We start from the raw sequence: 24,270 nt of genomic DNA on the forward strand, positions 1-24,270 counted from the left end.
GTCCGGCCAGCAGCGCTACCCTCGGAACCTACACCACGTCCAGGGACGCCATCACGAACAGATCATTGCCATCGGTGGCAAGCTCCATGAATTGAGCAAAGCCATACAGGATGACGAACGTCAGTTGCACGAACTGACCGCCTTGCTTTTCAACCTGTCCCCAGCCGAAGAAAGCATGGTGCTGCGGGGGCGTGTCTAAGGCTTGTTGCGATTAAAATTTAACGCAACAAGGGTTTGTGCCAACGCAGCAGCCCCGCAAACTGGCGGAGGAATATCTGCTGCTTTTTCTCGACCCGCAGTACCATCCCGCCCACCGCCGCCGCGCCATCCTGCACAATCTGAATTTTGCGCAACCGCGTGTTCAGCCACGGCCCAGCGGGGTTTGGTATCGTGCGTCCATCATGGTGCAGGCTGGTGATGGAGGTTGGCATGCGAAGGATTGTGGGTGTGGTGATTGCGGCGGCGGGGTTGCTGGCTGGCGGTGGTGCGCAGGCGCATGGGTGGGGCGTGCAGTTCGGCGTCGGGCCGGCTTATGGCCGCCCGGCGTGGGGCGATGGGCAGGACTGGCGCTGGCGGCAGGCGGGCGATGCGGTGTGTTCGGGCCGGCGGGCCCAGGCGCTGGAATGGCGTTTGCGGCGTGAGGTGGATGAAGGCGACATCGATTATGGCACCGCGCGCGACATCCACCGGTCGATCGACCGGCTGGAAGACAAACAGCGGCATGAATGCGATGAAGGCGACTGGCGTGCGATCAACCGCATTGCCGGGCGTTATGATGATATCGACGGGTGGATCAGCACTGCGGCGGGCGGGCGGCGCTGGCGCGGCGGCTGGTAACACGGCTGGGCCGCTACCCCGCCAGCGATCCGGCGACCAGCGTGCCGCGGTAGAACACCGCGCGGCGAGCGGGCGTGCGGGCGACCGCCTCTGCCGAACAGCTGGCGGGGATCAGCACCATGTCGGCCGGGTCGCCGGGCATGGGCCATACTTGCGCGCCCTTGGCATTGAGCGGGGTGGGGCCGCCGGTGGCCAGTTTCAGCGATTGCGAAATGGCCAGTTCATCGCCCCAGCCATAGATCTGGCAGGCCAGTTTGGCCTTTTCCAGCACATCGCCGCTGCCGAAGACTGACCAGTGGTCGATGACGCTGTCGGTGCCGGTATAGACCCGCACGCCATGGCGCAGCAGCGTCGGGATCGGCATGATCTGCCCCCCGAATGGCACGGCCGATGCGATCGCCATGCCAAGGTTTGCCATGCGGTCCGCCAGATTGGCCACATCGGCATCGGCCAGCGACATCAGCGAAAAGGCGTGGCTGATCGTTACCCGGTCGCGCAACGTGGGCGTGTGGTCGACCGCGTCGGCAATCCGGCGGATCGCGGCGATGCCGGTGGCGCCGGGTTCGTGCAGGTGGATATCGACCGATTTGTGCGTATCCACCGCGATCTGCAGCATGGTGTCGATCGATCGTTCCATGCCGCCATCGATGGTGGTGGGGTCGATCCCGCCGACATGGGTGGCGCCGGCGGCCATCGCCTGGCGCATGATCGGTTCCAGATGCGCGGATAAAAACCCGTGCTGCGGGAATGCGACGATTTCGTGGCCGAACGTAGCGGCACAGCCATCCAGCGTCTGGCGCAGCAATTCCACATGCTGCGTGCCCACCACCGGATCAACATTGCACTGGCTGCGCGCAAAAGTGGTGCCGTTGCGCTGCAGCAGGGCCACCAGAAGCCCTGCGCGATCCTGCAGCGTGGGCAGCATTTGCGGCAGCAGCGTGCGTTCGCGCGCGATCTGCCCGGCGATGCCGTTTTTGCGCGCGCGTGGCGCCACCCAGGGCCCGCCGTAAAAAGTCTTGTCCAGGTGAATGTGCATGTCGCGGAATGACGGCAGCAGCAACAGACCGCCGCCATCGCGCACGGGCACGCCCGGCGGCAGTGCATCACCTGTGGCGATGATCCGGGCGATGCGGCCCTGTTCGATCAGCAGCGACGCCCGCGCGGTGCGGGTGCCAACGACCTCATCACCCTGCCAGTCGTACCCGGTTTCCAGCAGCACATTGCCCAGCACGAATGGGGCTGGTGCCGCGCCCGGTGCAGCCAGCGCGGGCACTGTTCCTGATGCGCCAAGGGCCATCGTGCCTGCCAGCAGGCTGCGGCGCGAAAGATTGAAAGTGCTGGACATGCGCAGGCCCCTGTCGTTCTGAAAATCCCGGCCGTTCTAAAAATCATCATCCAGGCGGGCCAGCCCGTCGCGCGAAATGGCGCAGATTTCGCCCGCGCGCGCCGCACCGGCGCGCATGGCGGGCGGCAGATAGCGGCAGCCGACCACCACCCCGTCGGAATTGTGGCGGCGCAGGTAATCGACCGGGTCGGTGATGCTGCCGTTCCACACCTCCAGCACGCCCAGCCGGTGCAGCGGCAGTGTGTCGGTCTGCAACGCCAGATAGGTCACATCATCGACCAGCAACCGGTTGAGCCGCCGGTCGCGCGGCATCCCGGCCTGGTCCATGGCGCGGGCAATATCGCGCCGGATTTGGGCATATCCGCCCACCGACACCGAAAATGGCTGACCATCCAGATAGCCCGGCACCCGCGCCGCCGCGATCAGCGGGGGCAGTAGCACAAACGCCAGGGCGGCCTGGCTGATCACCGCAAACAGTGCCGCCGCGCCTGCCAGCCAGCGCGGAAACGCCGCCGTGCCGTCTGGATCGCGCCGCGGCAGGGTCAGGCACAGCACGGCAAACAGCACCAGCATCGGCAGGACATGCGCCGCCTCATACACATTGCGGCGCAGCTGGCTGGCGCCCCACACCATGACGCACGCCGCAATCGCCAGCGCGATCAGCACGCGCGGCTGCGCCAGGGCACGCAGCCCGGTATCCGCCACAAACCGCACCAGCGCGCGCAGGGCCAACCCGACCACCACGATCCAGCTGATCAGCACCAGCAGGTTCACCGCAATCAGCAGCGCCGGGGGAAACAGCCCATCGGGCACCCAGTGCGACATCGGCCGGTTGTCGGCCATCGCCAGCGCGACATAGTTGAGCGGGTTCAGCCCGCTGGCCAGTTGCAGCAACAGCCCGGACGCGGGGTGCGACCCGGTCAGCAGCGATGCGACATTTTCGTGCGCGTAATGCGCCGCCAGCAGCGGATCGCCCGCGGTACAGCGAAACCGGTCCACCCAGTAATGCGCCGCCGCCAGCGTGATCGTCACTACCAGGCCGATGCCCACCCCGCGTGGCAGCCACGTGCGGCGCCCGCTGGCACCCACCGCGATGGCGGCCAGCGCGACCGGCGCATAGAGCACGCCTTTCAGATGATAGCTGGCGGCGATTGTCACCAACAGCACGATCACGACCGATTTCACCCAGGCCGCCGTGCGTTCACCCAGCCGGGGCAGGGGGGCAAACGCGGTGATGATGGCCATGGTCATCGCCAGCATCACCGGCTGTTCGGGCCGGCTCATCACCAGCAGGAATGGCAGCAGGCCCAGGCCCAGCAGTGCAAACGCCAGCGCGTGCAACGGCCGCGCCTGTGCGCGGGTGCCGGTCAGCCGCACGATCAGCCACCACAACAACATGGCCCACAGGCCGGCGCACAGCACGCCTTCGACCCGTACGAACCACGGGTCGGCAAAGGCCTGGTTGGCCATGGCCGAATACCACCGCGCGGGCATCATGAACCACGGCGCATGGCCCAGCGAGTTGGGGCCGCACAGATCGCTGAAGGCGATATCCACGCCATGATCGACCGCGGCGCGTTCCTGAAAACGCCAGCCGATTTCATCGGTATAGACCGGCAGCAACAGGCCCGCGACAATCGCCACGACAAACCCCGCCAGCGCAATCAGGCGCGGCCAGACGGCCCCGCCACGCGTCGCCGTGGATGCCATGGTCAGACGTCGGCCTGCTGCGGGATTTCGACCGGGCAGGGCGTTTCAGCGGCGGGTTCGGCCGCGACCACGCCCAGCGCGGGCGTTTCGCGCAATCCGCCGACGACATCGCGCACGATATACAGCGGCCGGTTTTTCGACTGGTTGTAAATCCGCCCGATATATTCGCCCATCAGCCCCAGCACAAACATCTGCGCCGATGCGATCACCAGCACCACCACGATCAGCGATGTCCAGCCGGGGATGGTTTGCCCTGCGGCCCATTCGGCAATGGCAAACGCGATCATCGCGGTGGCCAGCAGCGTAAACACCAGCCCCATATACCCGGCCAGCCGCAAGGGCGCCGATGAAAATCCGGTCAGCGCGTCCAGCGCCAGCCGCACCATTTTCACCAGCGGATATTTGGTCGTGCCGGCATAACGTTCATCGCGCTGATAGCGGAATGGCACTTGCGTAAACCCGATCCACGCCACCATCCCGCGAATAAAGCGCGACGATTCAGGCATGGCGTTCAACACATCCAGCGCGCGCCGCGTCATCAGCCGAAAATCGCCGGTGTCGAGCGGAATATCGGTGCCATCCGATGCCAGCGCCAGCAGCCGGTAAAACCCCTTGGCGGTGGCGCGTTTCAGCCAGGTTTCACCCTGGCGTTCGGCGCGGGTGGCATAGACCACATCGGCCTGTTCGCGCATCATCGTATCGATCATCGACCCCAGCAATTCGGGCGGGTCCTGCAGATCGGCATCGATGATCAGGATCAGTTCGCCGTGGCACAGGTCCAGCCCGGCCGACAGCGCCAGTTGGTGCCCGTGGTTGCGCGACAGCCGCAGCGCCAGCACGCGCGGGTCATATTCGGCCAGGTTGCTGATGATGTGCCAGGTGGCATCGCGCGAACCGTCATCGACCAGCACGATTTCAAAATCATCGCCCGCCACTGTGCTGGCGGCGGCCACCGCGCGGTGGTAAAACGCGTCAAGACAGGCTTCTTCGTTGTAACAGGGCGCGACGATCGACAGCCTGGGGCGGGGCCGCGGCGCGGCGTCGGTCGCGGCAGGCGCCTTCCAGAATGGCTGTTCGTACACCCCGCGCCCCTTTGCAAAATCCGTTATCAGCGGCTTAAGAAAGAATGGTTAACAATCCCTTCAATCGCGCACTTTGTTCAGAAAATCTTTACCGTAATGTTTGTATCGACGATAGTGCATGCCACGGCGGTGTGAGAGTTTGACTCGAAACTCGCGAAAAAGCGAGTTTCGAAGTCGGCACCGGCCCGCTCCCCCACCCGGCCACCCACGTAAGTGTATGTTATTGGGTGGCCGGGTGGGGGAGCGGGCCGGTGCCGACTTCCCGAAACGATAGTTTCGGTTCAGACACTGACAGAGGATTTTAGTCATCGTGAACGGTCCGCCAGCCCCTGCGCAATTCGATGCTTATGCCGGGACATATGCCGACGCGGTCAACCGCTCGATCGGCTTTCTGGGTGTAAAGGTTGATTATTTCACGCGCGTCAAAGTCGATTACGTGGTCGATTTCCTGACTGCGCAGTTCGGCGATGCCGGTACCGTCAACCTGCTGGATGTGGGATGCGGGGTGGGGCAGAGCCATGCGTTGCTGGCCCCCCGGGTGGAATCGCTGACCGGGACCGATGTGTCGGCGCCATGCCTGGACCAGGCAGCCACAGCCCACCCCGACAATACGTATTTGCCCTATGATGGCACGCGACTGCCGTGGGCCGATGCGCAGTTTGATGCGGCGATGACGACCTGTGTGATGCACCATGTGCCGCCGGCGCAATGGGCGTCGTTTGCCGCCGAAATGGCGCGCGTGGTGCGGCCGGGCGGGCTGGTGCTGGTGATTGAACACAACCCGCTCAACCCGCTGACGCGGCGCGCGGTTTCGACTTGCGCGTTTGATGAAGACGCGGTGCTGCTGGGCCAGCGGCGGACGCGCGCGCTGCTGGCGGGGGCGGGGCTGGTGAATGTGCAATCGCGCGCGATCCTGTCGATCCCGCCGATCGGCCCGGTCACGCGGGCGATCGATCTGGCGCTGGGGCATCTGTCGCTGGGCGCGCAATATATCGCGCGCGGCACGGTGACACCGGCGTGACCACCATGCGCGCGCTGATCAATGGCGATCATATCGCCGCGCGGGCGGGGCGGTTCGGGATTGTCGGCGTGGCCAGCGGGCTGGTCTATGCCGTGGTCACCATGGCGCTGGTCAGGATGGGCGGCATTGCGCCGGTGCCGGCCAGCATTGCCGGCTATTGCGCGTCGGTGCCGCTGGGGTTTGTCGGCCATCGCCGCTTTTCGTTCCGGTCGCGCGGGGCATGGACGGCAGAGGCGCTGCGCTTTTGCGCGACGCAGGCGATGAACATTGCGGTCACCGCCGGCGCCATGCACGGCGCGACCGCGTGGCTGGGCGTGTCCTATGTCTGGGGCATGGTCGGGGCGGTCACGCTGGTGCCGCTGGCCAATTTTGCCTGTCTCAATCTTTGGGTCTTTCGCCGACAGACCAGCGTGCCGGGGGGCATCACACCATGAAACATGTTCTGGAATTGCCTGCGCTCTATCAGTTCTACCAGGAACTGGGCGGATTTTTCGGCGCGCGGGTGACCGCGATCCGCGATTATCTGGAATTGCGGCCGAACGCGCGGGTGATCGATATCGGCTGTGGCCCCGGCTATATCCTGCGCCATCTGCCCGCAACGATCGACTATGTCGGGCTGGATATCGATGAGCCCAGCATTGCCTTTGCCCGCGCGCGGTTTGAATCCCGCTTTTTCGACGCAGATGCTGCGCGCGAGCTGGGCCCGGCGGATGTGGTGATGATGAACGGGGTGATGCACCATATCGGCGATGATGATCTGGTGGCGACGCTGGGGCATGTGCGCAATGCGCTGAAACCGGGCGGGGTGCTGTTCACGCTGGATGGCTGTTATGCGCCGGGGCAGGGCCGTCTGGAAAAATGGCTGCTGGACAACGATCGCGGGCTGCACGTGCGCCGCGCGGACGAATACCGCCACTTGCTGGAACAGGCGTTTCCCGATGTCGAAATGCATGTGCGCAACAAGCTGTCGCGGTTGCCCTATACCTTTGCGATCGGCGTGGCCAAGGCGGCCTGATGTAGTCTGCTTGGATTCTCTGTACCGGGAATTCCGTCTCCCCCCATATTCGCCAGCCCATCCTAACTCCGCTCATCCTGAGCCTGTCGAAGGATGCGCGAAACGTTTGAATTATAGGCCGTTTTAGTCAATGGGCATGCGCATGCGCGTGTCCTTCGACAGGATGAGCGGGCGTGGTGGGGCGGCGGCTCTGGCTGCCCAATCCCTATTCCGGCATGGCCGAACGCGGGTCATTGATGACCGATGGCGCGGGGTGCAGGTCCTTGCGCGCCCAGGCATAGATCACGCGGTCGTTGGCGGGGACACGCGCTACCAGCACATAGTCGCGCGCCAGCGCATCGCGTACCAAGACTTGCGTGGCAGGGTTGACGCGGGGGATGACCGGGCGGTCGGCGGTCAGGATCGCACCGGGGCGGCTGGCCAGCACGCGCGTCATTTCTGCGACCGGGTCCACCCCCAGCGCCGGCGCCTCGGTCGGGTTGTTGAGGTGGTCGGGATAGATATAGCGGCTGGGCGCGCAAGCGTTGGTCAGCAGATAGATCACCGCCGGGCCGTCATAGATATACAGGCAATGGTGCGCGACATAGGGCGCCACCGCGTTTGTCAGGTCGCGCGCTGCGTGCTGATGAAACCGCGTGGTGAAATAGTAATGCGGGGTCAGCAGCAGCGGCCACAGCGCCAGCATGCAGCTGATGGAAAAGCCAATGCGGCTCATGTCGATCAGCGGCGCCACCACGATGCACAGCGGCAGCACCACGGTGATGAAATAGAAATCGTAAAAATCGCCCAGCATCAGAAAGGCGATCACCGCGAACAGCGTCCATCCCGCCAGCAGCGCAAAATCCTGGGTATTGCGTGCATTGCGCTGCAGATAGCGCACCACCAGCGCATAGGGCGTCACCACGATCAGGCAGATCGGTTTGATCACCACGAATTTCAGCTGTTTCCAGCGGGTTTCGGCGGGGAACGGGTGGCGGTGAAACACCGAGATGAAATTGGCCTGCACAAACGCGTCAAGATGCCCGATCGCCGCGTAATAGCCGATTGCCGCCGCCGTCGGCAGCAGCGCCAGCGCGATCATCGCCGCTGCCACCCCGGTAATCTGCCACAGGGGCATGCGCACCTGCCACAGCCGCCACAGGAACCAGCAGCCCAGGAACGCGCCTTCGACCGCAGGGGTATATTTGAACTGGATGGCAATGCCGATCATCGCCATCGACAACATGGCCAGCCCGACGATCCGCACAGGGCTGTGCGTATCATTCGACCGGAACGCGGCCCACGCGGCGCAGGCGGTAAACACGTTGTAGATGCACGACGCCTGCCCGCCGGTGCCGCTCAACACATTCAGGAACAGCACATAGGCCAGCGCCGCGCCGAATGACGGGATTACCCCCGCGGCGCGCCGGGCAATGGTCCAGATGAAACAGCCGGTGATCGCCACGCACGCGGTGGCGACGATCTGGTACTGGACAATGCCGCTGCCGCCCAGCAGCCGGATGCCGGCATAGGACAGAAACAGCCCGATCGGTTTGCGATCCCACAGATCGACATAGGGCAGCTGCCCCTGCACCATACGATCGCCGACCAGCAGATAGAGCTGTTCATCGAATTCCAGCATCGGGTGGCCGAATGTCGGCAGGCGGATCAGGAAACAGCCCAGCACGATCACCGCATAGGGCCACCAGCGCGGCAGCGATTCTGCGCGCCAGCGCCATGCGGCCAGGCCCTTTGCGCCGTCCGGGCCGGTGATCATTGTCGACGATGCCACACTGCCCTCCGCCCGAAAGTCCGGCCAAGGCATGGCGCAAAAATGGTAAACAGGTCGCTAAGACACCCCCGGTTTTTGCGTATAGGCCAGTATCGCGCGCTACGCGGGGGGAAACCGCCCTTCCTTCACCACAATCCCGCACACCAGCGCGTCCAGCGCATAGGCAAAGCCCGCCTCGGGGTCGTGAAAGGCCATAATGAAATCGCGGGTTTCCGGGCGCTGTTCATAGATCACCCAGCCCAGGATCAGGCTGGTCAGCGCGCCAGCCGCGCTGCTGGCATGGGCGGCGCTGATCCCGGCAGCGCGCAAAGGCGCGATGATCAGCGGAAACACCTCTGTCCGCAGGCGAAGCGTCGGCGGCGCAGTCGATGCGATCATCCCGCTGTCGCGATGCGCCAGCAGCGCCGCGCGCTGCCGCTGCCCGACAAAGCGCAACCAGTCGGCCCAGTCGAGCCCGGGCGGGGGCGCGGCGATGCTGTCCACCAGCACATGTTCCAGCATCAGGCTCAGCAGGTCCTGCTTGTTGCGCACGTGCCAGTACAGCGCCGGACCTTTGACATGGAGCGCGGCCGCCAGCGTGCGCGTGGACAGCGCCGCCACCCCGCCGGTATCGACCAGATCCCACGCCGCGCGCACAATCCGGCCCTGGTCGAGCGGTTCGGGGGTGGTGCGTGGCGTGGCGGTCATGACGTTCTCCTTGACTCCCGTCGCGGCTTCCTTATCACTGCTAAGGAAGCCGCGACAAGCCGGTGGAGAGGAATGGGCATGAACATCACCCGTGTCGATACCCGGCATTGCCTGGTCGGCGAAGGCCCGGTCTGGGATGTTGCCGAACAGGCCCTGTATTTCATCGATATCGTCGGCAAGGCGGTGCACCGGTTCGATCCGGCCACCGGCGCCACGCGCAGCTGGGATACCGGTGCAGTGGTCGGGTCGCTGGCCCTGCGCGAAACGGGTGGGGCGATCATCGCGCTGAAGGACGGGATCTTTTCGCTCGATTTTGACAGCGGCGCGACCGAACTGGTCGCCCCTGCACGCCACCTGCACCCGCGGGCGCAGATGAACGACGGCAAAGTCGACCGACGCGGGCGGTTTATCGTCGGGTCGGGGGATTCGGATATCAGCCAATGCCAGCCCTATGGCACGCTGTACCGGCTGGATGCCGATCACAGCTTGCACGAACTTGACCACCATATCGCCATCGCCAATGGCCCGTGCTGGTCGCCCGACAATGCCACGCTGTATTTTTCCGACAGCCTGCCATACCATGTCTATGCCTATGATTATGATATCGAAACCGGCGCGGTGGCCAACCGCCGGCTGTTTGCCGATACACGCGATCTGGGCGGGATTCCCGATGGCGCCACGGTCGATGCCGATGGCCTGATCTGGATGGCGATCTGCGAAGGTGCCAAGGTGGTGGCGTTTCGCCCCGATGGCAAAGTGGAACGCATCATTGCAATGCCGGTTTCGCTGACCGCCAGCGTGATGTTCGGCGGGGCCAACCTGGATGAGCTGTACGTTACCTCGATCGATCCCGCGTTGATGGCGCGCGCCAGCGATGGCGGCGGGGCGACCTTTGTGATCACCGGGCTGGGGTCACGGGGTCTGCCGGAATCGCGCTATGCCGGATAATGCCACCACGCCTGCCAGGCTGCCGCCAGCGCTGTGGCTGATCCTGGTGATCGTGTTCATCAATTTCGCCGGGTTCAGCCTGATCATTCCGCTGCTGCCATTTTATGGCCACGCGCTGCACGCCAGCCCGGTGGCGGTGACTTTGCTGTTTGCGGCCTATTCGTTCGGCGGGATTTTTGGCGAACTGTGGTGGGGGCGGCTGTCCGACCGTATCGGCCGTCGCCCGGTGTTGATCGGCGCGACCGCGGCCACCGCGCTAAGCTATGTGGCCTTTGCGTTTGTCCCCAATCTGGCGCTGGCGCTGGTGGTGCGCGTGGCGACCGGGTTTTTCAGCGGCACCGTCGGCGTGTGCCAAAGCGTGATTGCCGATGTCACCCGGCCAGAGGACCGCGCGCGCAGCATCGGCCTGCTGGGTGCGGCGCTCAATCTGGGCTTTGCAATTGGCCCGGCGATCGGCGGATTGCTGGCCACGCCGGAACTGGGCCTGGCCGGGTTTCGCCTGCCCATTCTCGGCTCTGCCCTGGTGGCGGCGGGGGCATCGGCGTGGAGCCTGCTGGTGCTGGTGGAAAGCCATCCACCGGGCGTGGCGCGGGCGCTGCCCAAATGGGGAGAGGCCTTGCACCATGTTGCCGGGGATCCGCTGCTGGCGCGGCTGTTTGCCATCGCGTTTATCGGCATCGGCGCATTTGCATCGATGGAGGCGGTGTTCGGGCTGTGGACCGCGCACAATTTCGGCTGGTCGGCGCACGATGTCGGGCTGACTTTCGTGGCGGTCGGGCTGACCGGGTTTACCGCGCAGATCATGCTGATCGGCCGCGCCACGCGGCGCTGGGGCGAAGCGCGGGTGGTTATGGGCGGGCTGGTCGTGCTGGCACTGAGCATGCTGTTGCAGCCGGTGTTGCGCAATCCGGTCGCGGCGGTGGTGCTGATGTCGACGCTGATGGCCGGGCACAGCATCGCCTTTCCCAGCGCCGGCGCGCTGATTTCGCGATCGACCGCGGCCAATGTGCAGGGCAGCGTGAACGGGCTGCTGATGGCCAGCAATGCGCTGGGGCGCATCGCAGTACCGCCGCTGTTCGGCGCGATCTATGCCGGCGTGGGGCCGGATTGGCCTTATTATGCCGGCACCGTGCTGGCGGGGGTGGCGCTGCTGATCGGCGCCCGGGTGGTTGGTTTGCGGGACATGGCGTTGAAGGAGACGGTGGCATGATCGATCCGGCAAAACTGGCGGCCGCGTTGCGCGATTTTCGCAGCGCAATCGGTGCCGATAACGTGTTTGACAGCGATCAGGACCGCACCGCCTATTCTGATCATTTTTCGCCCGATGAAACCCGCCACCAGCCCGGCGCGGCGGTGGCGCCCGCCAATGCGGAACAGGTGCAGGCGATCGTGCGCATTGCCAACCGCCACGGTGTACCGCTGTGGCCGATCAGCCGGGGCAAGAATTTCGGCTATGGCGGGGCGGCGCCGGTGGTCAGGGGATCGGTGGTGCTCGATCTCAGCCGGATGAAGGCGATCACGGTCGATGAACACAACGGCACCGTGCTGGTGGAACCGGGCGTGGGGTTCTTTGACCTGTATGATTACCTGCGCGCACGCAAAATTCCGCTGTGGCTGTCGGTGCCGGGCAACAGCTGGGGCTCGGTCGCGGGCAATGCGCTGGATCGCGGGGTGGGCTATACCACCTATGGCGACCATGCCGCGCGCATCTGCGGGCTTGAAGTGGTGCTGCCCGATGGCGGGCTGGTGCGCACCGGCATGGGCGCGATGGCGGGATCGCCCAACTGGCAATTGTATCGCAACGGGTTTGGCCCGGGCTGGGATGCGATGTTCTGCCAGTCCAACTTTGGCGTGGTGACCAAACTGGGGCTGTGGCTGATGCCCGAACCCGAAACCATGGCGGGGATCGATTTTGAATTCGATGCGCCCGATGATCTGGGCTGGGCGGTCGATACGCTGATGCCGCTGCGCCGCGCCGGGATCATCCAGCAGGCGCCATCGATGGGCAACTGGTTGCGATCGGCCGCGGTGATGACCCGGCGTGAAGAATGGACCAAAGACCCCGCGCCGCTGAACGATACGGTGATCAGTGCGATCCGCAAACGGTTCAACATCGGCTGGTGGAGCGTGCAGGTGCGCTTTTACGGCCCGGCCGAGATTGCCGCGGCATCGATGGCGGTGCTGCGCCGCGCGTTTGACAAACAACCGGTGCTGGCGATGAAAGAGACGCATTGGCAACAGGGTGATCCGCCCGAAGGATCGCCGTTCAGCGGGGTGCCGGTCAGTTTTCCGCTGGCCAATGCCAACTGGCATGGCGGGCGCGGCGGGCACATCGGCTATTCCCCGGTGTTGCCGCCCCGGGGTGATCTGGCGATGGACCAGTTCCGCCGCACCCACGCGCTGTATGAAAAATACGGCATGGATTACCACGCCAGCTTTGCGATGGGCGAACGCAGCCTGACCAATGTCAACCAGCTGCTGTTTGACCGCGACAACCCCGAAATGATGACCCGCGTCGACCGTTTTTTCCGCGATCTGGTGGCCGATGCCCATGCGCATGGTTATGGCGAATACCGCACCCATATCGAATATATGGACCTGGTCGCCGCGACGTATGATTTCAACGGGCAGGCGCTGCGCCACCTGAACCAGCGGGTAAAGGATGCGCTTGATCCCAACGGCATCATCGCGCCTGGCAAGAGCGGGATCTGGCCGGGGCGCTGGCGGGAGAAACAGGCATGATCGGGCGCGGTGTGATGGTGCTGGCGCTGATGCTGGCGGGAGGTGCCGCGCTCGCACAGGCGCCGGCGGGAACGCGGATCAGCAACGCCACGCGCGGCGGAATGCAGGACCGTTCATCGCATTCGCCGGCAGAGGCGCTGTTTGTGGAAAAATGCGGGATGTGCCACCGCCAGATGGGCATGGGCACGGTGATCCTGGCGCGGCGGATGGACCCGGCGCTGGCCATGCTGGAACTGCGCCACGATCTGACCGTTGACTATGTGACCGCGGCCGCGCGCGGCGGGATCGGCAACATGCCGCGCATCCAGCGCGGCGAAGTCAGCGATGCGCAGCTGCGGGTGATCGCCGGCTATCTGGCAAAGGTCGCGCCATGATCGCGCGGCGCATGGTGCTGAAATCGGGTGCGGCCGGGCTGGGGTCGGCGCTGCTGCCGGCGCGGCTGATGGCGCTGCCGCGTGCTGAGTTGGCGCTGGCGCGCTCCGGTTTGGTGCTGATCGATCCGGCGCTGCCAGCGGCGGCGGCATGGCACGCGCGCTTTGCAGGCATTGATGCGCAAGTGGTGATGCTGGACCGCGATCTGGTGCGGCAATGGCGTGATCATTTGCGCGCGCGGCTGGTGCCGGATCAGCCCGGTCTGGCGCTGGTACAATGGGACAAGGCTTTGCTGCTGACAGGGCTTGCGCGCGAAGATCGGCTGCGTACGGTGCAACGACGGATCGCGCGGGGTGCCTTTGCCGTGACGCTGGGATAGCGGCGCGTGACCACCGGCAATGGGGGGCTGACGTGGGGCAAGCGGGCATGAACATAAGCAAGGGGATGGTGCGACTGCTGGCCGCCGGTCTGCTGGCCAGCGCCACAGGCGCGCATGCCGAATTGGCCCGCATCACGATCGATAGCGACCTGACCGATACCAGCGTGCCGCAATTGCATGCGTTGTATGACGGCCACCGCTACACCATTCGCCAGGTGGTCGATTGGTACCTGGCGCGGATCGCGCGCTACAACCCGGTCTATCGCCCGGTCGAACAGGTGTTCGCGGATGAGGCACGCGCGCTGGCCGACCAGCAGGATGCGGCGGGCGGCCCCAGCGCCAGCCATGGCCCGCTGTGGGGCGTGCCGATCGTGATCAAGGCCAACACCAGCATTGCCGGCAAAGTGACCACCGATGGCTGGGCGGGCTATACCGAGCCCGGGCGCGAACTGGTGGCGCCGCGCGATGCGACCGTGGTCGCACGGCTGCGCGCGGCGGGCGCGATCGTGATCGGCCACACCAACATGCCCGATTTCGCCAATTCCGACACCAACCGGTCCAGCAGTTTCGGGCGCACCGGCAATGCCTATGACGTGCGTTTTTCGCCGGGCGGTTCGTCTGGCGGTACGGTCACCGCGGTCAGCGCCAACCTGGCGATGCTGGGCAATGGCACCGACACCGGCAATTCGATCCGCATGCCCGCCGCGACCAGCGCATTGGTCGGTGTGTTTCCCACGCGTGGGCTGGTCAGCATCGCCGGGATCGCGCCGCTTGATTGGCTGTTGGACAACACCGGGCCGATCGCGCGCAATGTAACCGATGCGGCGATCACGCTGGGGGTGATGGCGGGTGAAGATCCGCTCGATCCCGCCACCGTAGGCTCTGCGCAAAAAGCGCAAAAGGCGCCCTATACCGCCTATCTGAAGGCAGACGCGTTGAAGGGCAAACGGTTCGGCGTGCCGGCGTTCATCCTGCAGGGGCTGGGCATGCCGTTTCACGGCGTGCCCGCCGTGGTGCCGGATGGCGCGGCGGCCAGGGCAATGGCCAATGCCGGCATCCCGCTCGATCCGCGCACGCGCGCGGCATTCATGCGTGCGATCGATGATCTGCGCAGCCTGGGCGCGACCGTGGTGATCGATGACAGCATTCTGCCCGCCAGCTTTGCCCATGCTGCCGCGCGCATCGCCACTTATCCCTATGTACGCGAAGGCACCGACACTTTCCTCGCGACCTTTGGCCCGGCGCAATACCATTCCAGCGCCGAATACGAACGTGTCATGGGTACCCCGATTGGCGCGCCGGTGATCGGCACCGATCCGGGCGCGTCGCAGTTTCTGAACGGCGATATCCAGATCCGGCAGCGGCAGGTGGCAACCGATCCCGATGCGGAAAAGAACCTGTTCGCCCCGCGCCGGCAAGTGCTGCAGCAATATCTGGCGACGCTCGACCGGCTGCAGCTGGATGGCTATGTCTACCCGGCGATCCAGATGCCGCCGGTGGATGAAACCATGCCGCAGGACGGCGCCGTAAGTGAAGGGCCGCATTCGCTGACCAGCTGGGTCAACATGCTGGGCGTGCCGGCGGTGGTCGTGCCCGGCGGTTTTTACGCCAGCGGACTGCCGTTCGGGCTGGAAATCGCCGCGCGGCCGTACCATGATGGCGATCTGCTGGGCTATGCCTATGCCTATGAACAGGGCACCCACCACCGCCACCCGCCGGTGCTGGTGGAACAGGGTTTGCTGGGTGACGCGCCCTAAGGAGTGGCCGATTTTATCGGCGGACAGTGCTGGTCAGGGGCGTTTGGCATATTCGGCATCGAACAGCGCCTCCAGCCGCGGATGCACCCCGCGCACGCGGTCGATGACTTTGGCGGCCCAGTCAAAATAGTCGGCCTTGCGCGCGGTATCCCAGTCGGCAGGCGGGCTGGCGCTGATATCGCGCAGATTGGCGATCTTGTCGGCCAGCTTGACCAGTTTTGCCCCGTCGCTGGCAGTGCCGGCATGGACGATCTGCAACTGCTTGCGCTCTGGCTTTGGCAGCTTTTTGTTATCGGTCACTTCGGCAACAATTCCGGCAACCGCCGGGCCGAACCGGGCGACCAGTTCTTCGCGCGTCGTGGCGGTATCTTCGACCGTGTCGTGCAGAAGCGCGGCGGCGATGACGGTGGCATCGGTTACCCCGCCTTCACCGGCCAGGATCGCGGCCAGCGCCAGCGGGTGGTTGATATAGGGCGATGCATCGGCATCCTTGCGCCGCAGGTCGCGGTGGCGATCGGCGGCAAACGCCGCGGCGTTCAGGATCAGGGCCAAATCGGTGGTCATGGGTTTCCCTTTCGGTTGCGACCCGCACGCGACCTGACCGGCGCCTGCGCGCCGGTCGGGGTGTTTCGCTATGTTGGGTCGGGGGTGTCGCGCGGCAAAGGCCACGGGCTGCCACCAGCCCTGCGCGCAGTCGGACCATGCTCCCCGATTGCGCCGGGAACAAGGTTTCCCAAACAACCCCTGCGACATTGTTGGCACTTGTTGCTGCGGTGCAACGGGTCGCGACGCTGGTCTGCCCAGACGGGTCAGGGCAATCACGGTCTATCGTTTGATCTGCGTGCTGATCAGGCTGTGGATTGCCGCCAGCATCGATCAGTTTTGGTCAAAGCATTGATTGGTTTTATTTATCGCGCGCGTTGGAGCGCCTTGTCATAGTCCGCGTCGCTGGGGCCTGCGGGTTTCAGCGCAAACCGGTTGGCGACGGCGGCGCCGGGTGCCGGTTCGCGCGTCGGGAATACCGCACGGTCTATCCCGCCGGCCAGGTTCAGCACGACATCGCGCCAGAATTCGGGTTGATCGAAATAAAAGCAGTGCGTGGTGACCGGGCTCAGCTCGTCGACCAGGCCGGGATCGACCGTGTCGAACAGATCGCTGCAATCGACCTCGACCATCATGGCCGGGCTGTCATCGGGCAGACCGACGCGGCCCACTCTGGGCGCCAGGCCAACTTTTTTCACATTCGATACCAGCAGCGCCTTGTCATAGCGGTTGCGATAGGCGGTCAGGCGGCCGGCATGCTGGTCAAACTTTGCCGCGCTGGGGTTGGTGGCCGAAAACACCGTGTGATCGACATCCCCCGCCACCAGCAGCACCTGCCCCAGTGCCCAGTCTGGCGGGACATCCTGATAGGCCCAGTTAAATGCCTGCTGCGTGACGAATGCACCCATCGAATGGGCCATCACATGAACGGTGATCGTGCAATCCGGTCGCTGCCGTGCCTGCAACAGGCGGATCCCGGACTGGACCAGCTGGCTGGCAGAGGCGCGCGCATTGGCCCGGTCGGGCAAATAGGCAAAGACCAGCCCGTCGGATGGCCAGTCATAGCTGACGACCTCTCCCATCCAGCCGAGTTCGCGCAACCGGGATCGGCATTTGGCATGGAACGCCAGCGCCGCGTCGTGGTCGACATTAAAGCCGTGGACCAGAAACAGGATATCACCATGCCGGGGTTTTCCAGCCCCGGCAAACTGCGCCAATACGGCGTCGGCCCATTTTCCCGGCCGGGCAATCTCGGTCACGGCATGGCTGTCATCATCGATCACCAGAAATTTCGGGGTGCCGACACCCGGGCGATTGTCCGGTCGGCGCAAGCTGATCATGAACGACATCCACTGTCCCCTTCGATGAATATGCTTACGATTTTTAACGATCTTTGCTGGGTGTATACTTGAATACCCCGATTCTTGTCGGCGGGAAAGCGCAACAATTGTCAAAATGACCGGATCCGCGGGTTTATGTGACAATATGGTGACCGCAGCGGATCGTCGACTATTGCCACAACACGCTCTGGAGGCAGCGGGGATTTGGTATGATCGTCTTGTTAAAGCCTTGATTGTTATCGCCGCGGACGGAATAAACAGCCCTCCCGCTCAGGGGCAGGGTTGGGTGGGGCCAACGCTGAAGTGAAGCGCGACATTTCGGGCCTTGGACACCCTTCACCCGAGGGGCGGGGCTCAGAGCGATTCGACCAGATTTCATCCCGCTCCGGCGCTGGCCAATTGCGTTTGACGGGCCGCGGCTGGCGACGGTAATCTGGCCCATGGCAGTCGAAAAGATCACCGGCCCGGCAGCGTACTTCCCGTCGATCGAAAAGGCCTATGGGCAGCCGATCGCCGTCTGGCAGGCGGTGGTGCGCGCGGCCTGTCCCGCCAAACACATGGAACTGGTTGCGCTGTTGAAAAACCAGCATGGCATGGGCCATGGCCATGCCAATGCGATCGTCGCCTATACCTTGGCGCAGGACAAAGCTTCGGACTGAACGGGCGGCAGGCGTCAGGCCCCGCGCGCTTGTCGCAGCGTGGTCAGTTCGTCCTTGGTTTCATGCAGCAGGTGGGTCAGTTCGGCGACGGCGGTGGACAGTTTCAGCACTTCGCTTTGCCGCAGCTCGTCAATTTTCTGGTGCAGCAGTTCGATTTCCAGTTCGGCCTTGATGTTGATCTGGTAATCGCATTCGGCGGCCTTGCGGTCGATGTCCTGTTGCCGGTTCTGGCTCATCATGATGAACGGCGCGGCATAGGCCGCCTGAAACGACAGCGCGAGATTGAGCAGGATGAACGGATAGGGGTCCCACTTTTCGACCACCGCAGTCACGTTCAGCACGATCCAGCATACCAGAATGCCCGACTGGATGATGATGAACCGCCACGATCCCATGGTCGCGGCAACCGCGTCGGCAATTTTCTGCCCGGTGGTCAGTTGTGATGGCGCGGGGTCGCTCGCGCGGGCACGGCGCAGGCGTTCGGCGCGGCTCAGGGCGCGCATTTCGTGCAACAGCGACTGTTCGGTTTCATCGATGATGTGCGCGACGTGTTGGATGGCGTTCATGGCCGTGCGCCAAAATCGGGGGTCGGGCGATCGCCCCAGGCCTTTGCCACTTTTTCCAGATTGTTCTGGTGCGCATCGCGATAGGCCCACCACAGGCTGATCGTGCCGTCTTTCACCGGCCCGGCGATATAGCTGTCGATCGGCTGGCGCAGAAAATCGGCGTCATGCGCATGTTCGACCATCCGCAGCAGATAGGCGCGCGTGGCATCGATCAGCGCCAGCGTATATCCGCCGCGCGCGATCACCGCGGGGTCACCGTGGTTGGGCAGAATATGGGTGAACCCCCATTGCCGCATTGCCGCCAGATTGCGCACCTGATCGGGGATCTGCGCCGGTTCGGAAATGAACGTGACCGTATCTTCCAGCGTGTCACCCGCCAGCAGCAGCTGATCACCGGGCAGATAGATCACCAGCCCGTCGCGCGAATGAATGTTGACCGGCCGCAACTGCACGGTCACGTCGCCAACCGTAAACGTCGTGTCGGCGGTGATGCCAATGGCAGGAATGCGCAAGGGGGCGATCGTCGGCGGGCCTTCCAGCGTGCCCGCCTCGATCGCGGTGCGGTTGGCGATCAGGTTCTGGCGCGTCGTTTCGGTGGCGATTTCGTCGCTGTCGGCATAGACCGCATTGCCGCCTACGTGGTCGAGATGCCAGTGGCTGTTGACCACGGTAAAATGGCGAATGCCGGCCCTGGCCAGATAATCGCGCACCCATTGCGCCTGGGCCACGCTGGGAAAGGTGTCATAAACCAGCGCGCGATCACCGCGATGGATTACATACGTCGCCACGCCGACGTTGTTGGCGCCAAAATCGGCCCAGTTGTTGTCCCCCGCTTTCACAGTGTCCTGTGCCGGGCGGCCATCGTAAAAACACAACAGGTGGTCGTTGATGCGAAACACCCGCATGTTGATGGTGCCGGCATGCGCCATGGCGCCACTGGCAAACACAATGGCCAAGGCGATGGCGCGCAGCGCAGACCTGATTGTCACAAATTTCCCCACTGCATCAAAGCCGTCGTCGCAGGCAGGCTATGGGTGCCCCCCGGCAGTGTCAACCGGCCAATCGCCACGGGGGTGCGCATGGATCAGGTCGTCACCCATTGGCGCAGCAGGTTGTGGTAACACCCGACCAGCGTATCGATGCCGGCGCGGTCGGCGCCGGTCTGGTTCAGCCGCTGGATTGCGGTATCCAGATCATAGGCAATGCTGCGCCGGGTATCGTCGCGGACCAGGCTTTCGATCCAGAAAAAGCACGCCAGCCGTTCACCCCGCGTTACCGGGGTGACCTGGTGCAGGCTGGTTGCGGGGTACAGCACCAGGTCACCCGCGGGCAGTTTGACCGCGTGGGTGCCATAAGTGTCGATGATTTGCAGGGTGCCGCCATCATAGTCCTCCGGCGCGTTCAGAAACAGCGTGGCCGATATATCGGTGCGCAGCTTTTCGCCGGTGTGCGGGTGCAGGCGAATGGCGCCATCGACGTGTGCGCCAAACGCCATGCCCGGGCCATAGCGGTTGAACAGCGGGGGATAGACCCGGTGCGGCAATGCAGCGCTGATAAACCCGGGATGACATTCCAGCGCGTGCAACACCATGGCCTGTGCCTGCGCCGCGGCATCTGACAATTCGTCGAACTGCTGGTTGTGTTTGACGCTGGCGCCCTGGTGCCCGGCGGTGACCCGGCCATCGACCCACGGCGCATCGGCGTGGTTGATCAGGGCGCGCAGGGCTGCGACCTGATCCTGGGTCAGCACCTGCGGGATGGTGATCATCATGGTCAGAACCGCCCGTTGAACGACACCAGCGCGGTGCGACCGGTGCCCGGCACGCTGCGACCGCCATCGGACTGGATCAGCGCATCGGCATAGTGGACGTTGAACGCGTTGAAAATATTCAGCCGCACATCGAACCGCGACTGGTGCCACGCCAGCGTTGCATCGCTGCGCAGAGTGCTGCCCACGCTGACCAGATTGGTGTTGTTGGCAAAGCGCCGCGATTGATACGTAGCGCCGCCGCCCAGTTCCCAGTCCCGGCCCAGGCTGTGCGTGGTCCACAGCGTGGCCGCATCGCGCGGGGTGTTGACCGGCACTTTGCCTTCGGTGTTGACCGCAATGCCCTGCACAATCCGCGCATCGAGATGGGCGTACCCGGCATAGACCTGCCAGCGGGTGTTGATGCGCCCCGATGCCCCCAGCCGCACGCCGCGCACGCGCACGGTGCCATCGGCACTATAGGTGCTGTCGGCATTTTGCGACCGGGCATTGGTCTTGGTAATCTGGAACAGCGCGGCGTTGAGCGCCAGGCGCCCCTGCGCGATGTCCCATTTTCCGCCGGCTTCATACGCACGGTTGCGTTCGGGCGGCAGCGGTTGGGTTATTCCGGTGGTCGACGTCAGCTGTTCCAGCGACGGGTTGAACGATGTGCTGTATGATGCGTAATACGATTGGTTGGTGGCGGGTTGCCAGATCGCCCCGGTCCGCACCGACAGGAAATGGACGGTCTGGCTGGCCGATGCCAGCGTGGTATTGCCCGCGGTGTTGGTAGCGTTGATCGAATTGGCGACGGTCGCGGCAAAGCGATCATAACGCAGCCCCCCGACCAGTTTGACATGAGCGCCGATCGCCATGGTGTCACTGGCATAGACCGCCAGCGTATCGGCGCGCCCGGTTGCCAGATTGCCGATGCGCGACACCGCATTGGCGGGCGATGCGGTATAGTCGGGGTTCACCAACCGGGTGCACCCGGTATAGCCCGCCAGCCCGTTCGCGGGATTGAGCGCCACACCATTGCAAGTACCGTTGCGGTAGAAATTCTGGTTGCGATAGGTGTCCCGCCCGATCTCCACCCCCGCGATCAGGTCGTGGCGCAGCGCGCCGGTGGCGAACTTGGCGGCAAGTTCGGCCTGGTTGAACAGCGATGTATCATGGATCACGCGGTCATGGCTTTGCAGCCGCACCCACAGTGTGTTCAGCGGCGCCGCACTGGTCGGGGTGACCATCGCCGATGCGGCCAGCGCGTGAAATCCCGTCGCATCGACGCTGCCGATGGTGTTTGCCGCGGTTTCCACCGCATCGGTATCGACCGCGTTGTACTGCACTTTGTCGCGCAGGGTCACGGCGTCAGACAGGTTGTGCCGCAGCGCGACGCTGGCGGCGCGGACATTCTGGATGGTGCGGTCATCGGCATAGCCGAACACGGTGTTGCGGCCGACCGCGACCGGCGCGCCATTCAACGGCGACACGCCATAATCGGGGCGGTCATTGTTGTGCTGAACCAGGCCGTTCAGCGTGATGACCGTGGGTGTCCCCAGTCCGATCGCCAGCGCCGGCGCCACGCCGTAATCATGCACAGCGGTTGCACGGCGCGTGCCGGGCGCGCCTGCCTGCGCCATCGCATCGATGCGCAGCGCCACGGTAGCCGCGATCGGCTGGTTCACGCCCGCCGTGGCCCGCGTCATGCCGTTGCTGTTGACCGATGCCGATGCTTCGGCGCGGGGGCTCAGTCGCGGACGGTTTGACACCTGGTTGATTACACCCCCGGTCGATCCCCGGCCAAACAGCATCGATGATGGCCCCATCAGCACCTCAACGTTGTCCAGCGCAAATGTGTCGCGATAATATTGGCCACGGTCGCGCATTCCATCCAGATAGATGTCGGTGCGCGCGGTAAAACCGTTAAGGTTGATGTTGTTGCCGATCTGGCCACCTTCGGCAGCGCCCAGCGTGATACCCGGCACATTGCGCAGCGCATCCGCCAGCGATGTGGCGCCCTGCGATTGCAGCAGCGCTTTGTCGAGCACGGTGATCGATTGCGGGCTGTCGTGCAGATCAGGCGGCAGTTTGGCCAGCGACACTTGCGCCGCTGCCACTTTGCCGGTGACGACGATCGCGCCCGACCGTTCTGCATCGTCGTCTGCGCAGGCAGGCGGGCTGGCGCCGATCATGCCCAACAGCGATGATGCAAACAGGCAGGCAAACTGGTTTTTCGGCATGAACGGCTATCCAATTTCTTATTGCGATAGATTCGCATTAGCGGACTAGGCGTATTGCGAATGCGTTGCAATAGCCTTTTGCGGGATTGCGTTCGGGCTTGTGTTTGCCGCATCGCGCGACCAAAATGCGCGGGCCTGGGCGCATGCGCGAAACGGAAGGGTTGCAAACCGGTATGATGAACGCCACGCGGGCAGTATTGCGGCACCGTGCGATAGTCGTGCTGGGGGTGACGTTTGTGGCGTTGCTGGTCAGCGCGGGGGTGCGTTCTGCACCCAGTGTGATGATGACCCCGCTGCACCTGCATTTCGGCTGGCCGATCGCCACCATTTCGACCACGTCGGCGCTGGGCATCCTGCTGTACGGACTGGTCGGGCCGTTTGCCGCCGCGCTGATGATGTCGCTGGGTATCCGCCGCACGATGATGGGCGGGCTGGTGGTGATGGGGCTGGCCACGCTGGCCAGCCAGGGAATGAGCCAAAGCTGGCATTACCTGCTGACCTGGGGGGTGTTTTCGGGGCTGGGCAGCGGCGCAGTCGCCAGCGTTTTGGGTGCGGCGATCGTTGCCCGCTGGTTTGCACGCAATCAGGGACTGGCGATGGGCGTGCTGTCGGCCAGCACCGCCACCGGATCGTTGATTTTCCTGCCCGTGCTGGCGTGGCTGACGCGCGCCGGCGCGTGGTTGCCAGTGGTCCAGGTGGTTGGCACGGCCTGCCTGCTGCTGGTGCCGCTGGTGTACTGGCTGGTGCCCGAATATCCCGCCGATGCGGGTGTGCAGAGGTTTGGTGAAGGCGCCGATGCCGCCGTGCCCCCGCCGCCACGGGCGCGGGCGCGCGACGCCATCGGGCTGGCGCTGGGCACTTTGGCGCGGGCCGCCCAGGTGCCGATGTTCTGGCTGTTGTTCGGCACCTTTTTCATCTGCGGGCTGACCACCAACGGGCTGGTCGGCACGCACCTGATTTCATTTTGCGGGGACCATGGCATCGCCCCGGTGGCCGCCGCCGGCTTGTTGTCGACGATGGGCCTGTTCGACCTGATCGGCACCACGGCGTCGGGCTGGCTTACCGACCGCTATGATCCGCGGCGCCTGCTGGTGGCCTATTATGCCTTGCGCGGGGTGTCGCTGATCGTGCTGCCGTGGTGTGATTTCGGCACGGCCAGCCTGGCGGTGTTCGCGGTGTTCTTTGGCCTGGACTGGATCGCCACCGTGCCGCCGACGCTGGCGCTGGCCATCCGCACGTTCGGGGTGCGCGATGCCGCGGTGGTGTTCGGCTGGATCAATGTCGGGCACCAGCTGGGCGCGGCCACAGCGGCGTTTGGCGCCGGGCTGGTGCGGCAGCACGTTGGGCGCTACGATCCGGCGTTCGTGATCGCCGGGGTACTGGGCGTGGCGGCAGCGGGACTGATGCTGGCCACGATCGCCGCCGCGCCCGGCAAAATGGCTGCATCAGCCTGAGGCGCAGGGTGCAGTATGGACAAGCGGCCCGGGTGGCTGGCGCGATCGCAAGGGG

Annotated in this window: 24 protein-coding genes; 13 read left to right on the forward strand and 11 right to left on the reverse strand. The window is 64.5% G+C overall.

All coding sequences use genetic code 11. From position 1 onward, the window contains the following. Both ABWP89_RS04160 and ABWP89_RS04165 read left to right on the forward strand, forming a co-directional pair. The coding region (locus ABWP89_RS04160) for a hypothetical protein (protein WP_353227445.1) at positions 1-199 on the forward strand (199 nt) is incomplete at its 5' end. Between the two features lie 230 nt (positions 200-429). Beyond that, positions 430-837 carry a histidine kinase gene (locus tag ABWP89_RS04165; RefSeq protein WP_353227446.1) on the forward strand — a complete coding sequence of 136 codons (408 nt, stop codon included), beginning with the start codon at positions 430-432 and terminating at the stop codon, positions 835-837. Between the two features lie 13 nt (positions 838-850). On the opposite strand, the gene ABWP89_RS04170 is transcribed toward ABWP89_RS04165, so the two are convergent. From ABWP89_RS04170 to ABWP89_RS04180, 3 genes are read right to left on the reverse strand one after another with little or no spacing between them, the layout of a single operon-like run. Then, complete coding sequence (locus ABWP89_RS04170; protein WP_353227447.1) at positions 851-2,182, reverse strand: amidohydrolase; 1,332 nt, start codon at positions 2,180-2,182, stop codon at positions 851-853. A 36-nt stretch (positions 2,183-2,218) separates the two neighbouring features. Next, on the reverse strand, positions 2,219-3,892 hold the full coding sequence (locus ABWP89_RS04175; protein WP_353227448.1) for a hypothetical protein: 1,674 nt from the start codon (positions 3,890-3,892) through the stop codon (positions 2,219-2,221). A gap of 2 nt (positions 3,893-3,894) precedes the next feature. Next, the gene (locus ABWP89_RS04180; protein ID WP_353227449.1) at positions 3,895-4,974 is read right to left on the reverse strand and encodes a glycosyltransferase family 2 protein; all 1,080 of its coding nucleotides are present in this window, start codon (positions 4,972-4,974) and stop codon (positions 3,895-3,897) included. A 310-nt stretch (positions 4,975-5,284) separates the two neighbouring features. Here ABWP89_RS04180 and ABWP89_RS04185 point away from each other — a divergent pair, with 310 nt between their 5' ends. The 3 genes from ABWP89_RS04185 to ABWP89_RS04195 are packed head-to-tail and all read left to right on the forward strand — an operon-like array spanning position 5,285 to position 7,010. Then, positions 5,285-5,995, forward strand: a complete 711-nt coding sequence (locus ABWP89_RS04185; RefSeq protein WP_353227450.1) for a class I SAM-dependent methyltransferase — start codon at positions 5,285-5,287, stop codon at positions 5,993-5,995. Positions 5,996-6,000: 5 nt separating this feature from the next. Beyond that, the gene (locus tag ABWP89_RS04190; protein ID WP_353227624.1) at positions 6,001-6,429 is read left to right on the forward strand and encodes a GtrA family protein; all 429 of its coding nucleotides are present in this window, start codon (positions 6,001-6,003) and stop codon (positions 6,427-6,429) included. After that, entirely contained in the window at positions 6,426-7,010 is a 585-nt protein-coding gene (locus tag ABWP89_RS04195; protein ID WP_353227451.1) for a class I SAM-dependent methyltransferase, read from the forward strand. The genes ABWP89_RS04190 and ABWP89_RS04195 overlap by 4 nt, the downstream gene beginning before the upstream one ends. A 205-nt stretch (positions 7,011-7,215) precedes the next feature. On the opposite strand, the gene ABWP89_RS04200 is transcribed toward ABWP89_RS04195, so the two are convergent. Both ABWP89_RS04200 and ABWP89_RS04205 read right to left on the reverse strand, forming a co-directional pair. Further along, a complete protein-coding gene (locus tag ABWP89_RS04200; protein ID WP_353227453.1) occupies positions 7,216-8,781 on the reverse strand; it encodes a glycosyltransferase family protein in 1,566 nt (521 codons plus the stop codon). A 99-nt stretch (positions 8,782-8,880) separates the two neighbouring features. After that, positions 8,881-9,468: a TetR family transcriptional regulator gene (locus tag ABWP89_RS04205; protein WP_353227454.1), complete on the reverse strand. Its 588-nt coding sequence runs from the start codon at positions 9,466-9,468 to the stop codon at positions 8,881-8,883. A gap of 78 nt (positions 9,469-9,546) precedes the next feature. On the opposite strand from ABWP89_RS04205, the gene ABWP89_RS04210 reads away from it, so the two are divergent. The 6 genes from ABWP89_RS04210 to ABWP89_RS04235 are packed head-to-tail and all read left to right on the forward strand — an operon-like array spanning position 9,547 to position 15,666. Then, positions 9,547-10,416 (forward strand): SMP-30/gluconolactonase/LRE family protein, encoded by an 870-nt coding sequence (locus ABWP89_RS04210; protein WP_353227455.1) that lies wholly within the window; start codon positions 9,547-9,549, stop codon positions 10,414-10,416. Then, entirely contained in the window at positions 10,406-11,626 is a 1,221-nt protein-coding gene (locus ABWP89_RS04215) for an MFS transporter (protein WP_353227457.1), read from the forward strand. The genes ABWP89_RS04210 and ABWP89_RS04215 overlap by 11 nt, the downstream gene beginning before the upstream one ends. Beyond that, a complete protein-coding gene (locus ABWP89_RS04220; protein WP_353227458.1) occupies positions 11,623-13,158 on the forward strand; it encodes an FAD-binding oxidoreductase in 1,536 nt (511 codons plus the stop codon). Before ABWP89_RS04215 ends, ABWP89_RS04220 begins: the two co-directional genes overlap by 4 nt. Beyond that, complete coding sequence (locus tag ABWP89_RS04225) at positions 13,155-13,532, forward strand: c-type cytochrome (RefSeq protein WP_353227459.1); 378 nt, start codon at positions 13,155-13,157, stop codon at positions 13,530-13,532. The genes ABWP89_RS04220 and ABWP89_RS04225 overlap by 4 nt, the downstream gene beginning before the upstream one ends. Continuing rightward, positions 13,529-13,909, forward strand: coding sequence for a hypothetical protein (locus ABWP89_RS04230; protein WP_353227460.1), 381 nt, complete (start codon positions 13,529-13,531; stop codon positions 13,907-13,909). Before ABWP89_RS04225 ends, ABWP89_RS04230 begins: the two co-directional genes overlap by 4 nt. A gap of 47 nt (positions 13,910-13,956) precedes the next feature. Beyond that, positions 13,957-15,666 carry an amidase gene (locus ABWP89_RS04235; protein ID WP_353227462.1) on the forward strand — a complete coding sequence of 570 codons (1,710 nt, stop codon included), beginning with the start codon at positions 13,957-13,959 and terminating at the stop codon, positions 15,664-15,666. A gap of 33 nt (positions 15,667-15,699) precedes the next feature. Here ABWP89_RS04235 and ABWP89_RS04240 read toward each other — a convergent pair whose 3' ends face one another. Then, a complete protein-coding gene (locus tag ABWP89_RS04240) occupies positions 15,700-16,230 on the reverse strand; it encodes an HD domain-containing protein (RefSeq protein WP_353227463.1) in 531 nt (176 codons plus the stop codon). A gap of 344 nt (positions 16,231-16,574) precedes the next feature. Beyond that, positions 16,575-17,558, reverse strand: coding sequence for an alpha/beta hydrolase (locus ABWP89_RS04245; protein ID WP_353227464.1), 984 nt, complete (start codon positions 17,556-17,558; stop codon positions 16,575-16,577). Positions 17,559-17,989: 431 nt separating this feature from the next. Here ABWP89_RS04245 and ABWP89_RS04250 point away from each other — a divergent pair, with 431 nt between their 5' ends. Continuing rightward, positions 17,990-18,208 carry a DUF4287 domain-containing protein gene (locus ABWP89_RS04250; RefSeq protein WP_353227466.1) on the forward strand — a complete coding sequence of 73 codons (219 nt, stop codon included), beginning with the start codon at positions 17,990-17,992 and terminating at the stop codon, positions 18,206-18,208. A 14-nt stretch (positions 18,209-18,222) separates the two neighbouring features. Here the strand turns inward: ABWP89_RS04250 and ABWP89_RS04255 are convergent, their stop codons facing one another. The 4 genes from ABWP89_RS04255 to ABWP89_RS04270 form a co-directional block, all read right to left on the reverse strand. Beyond that, positions 18,223-18,774, reverse strand: a complete 552-nt coding sequence (locus ABWP89_RS04255; RefSeq protein WP_353227468.1) for a DUF1003 domain-containing protein — start codon at positions 18,772-18,774, stop codon at positions 18,223-18,225. After that, complete coding sequence (locus tag ABWP89_RS04260) at positions 18,771-19,763, reverse strand: MBL fold metallo-hydrolase (protein WP_353227470.1); 993 nt, start codon at positions 19,761-19,763, stop codon at positions 18,771-18,773. Before ABWP89_RS04260 ends, ABWP89_RS04255 begins: the two co-directional genes overlap by 4 nt. A 95-nt stretch (positions 19,764-19,858) precedes the next feature. Then, complete coding sequence (locus ABWP89_RS04265; RefSeq protein ID WP_353227471.1) at positions 19,859-20,545, reverse strand: Fe2+-dependent dioxygenase; 687 nt, start codon at positions 20,543-20,545, stop codon at positions 19,859-19,861. A gap of 2 nt (positions 20,546-20,547) precedes the next feature. Then, complete coding sequence (locus tag ABWP89_RS04270; RefSeq protein WP_353227473.1) at positions 20,548-22,761, reverse strand: TonB-dependent receptor; 2,214 nt, start codon at positions 22,759-22,761, stop codon at positions 20,548-20,550. A gap of 173 nt (positions 22,762-22,934) precedes the next feature. Here ABWP89_RS04270 and ABWP89_RS04275 point away from each other — a divergent pair, with 173 nt between their 5' ends. Further along, the gene (locus ABWP89_RS04275; RefSeq protein WP_353227474.1) at positions 22,935-24,215 is read left to right on the forward strand and encodes an MFS transporter; all 1,281 of its coding nucleotides are present in this window, start codon (positions 22,935-22,937) and stop codon (positions 24,213-24,215) included. The last annotated feature ends 55 nt before the right edge of the window (positions 24,216-24,270 follow it).

Source organism: Novosphingobium sp. (assembly GCF_040398825.1).
Lineage (GTDB): Bacteria > Pseudomonadota > Alphaproteobacteria > Sphingomonadales > Sphingomonadaceae > Novosphingobium.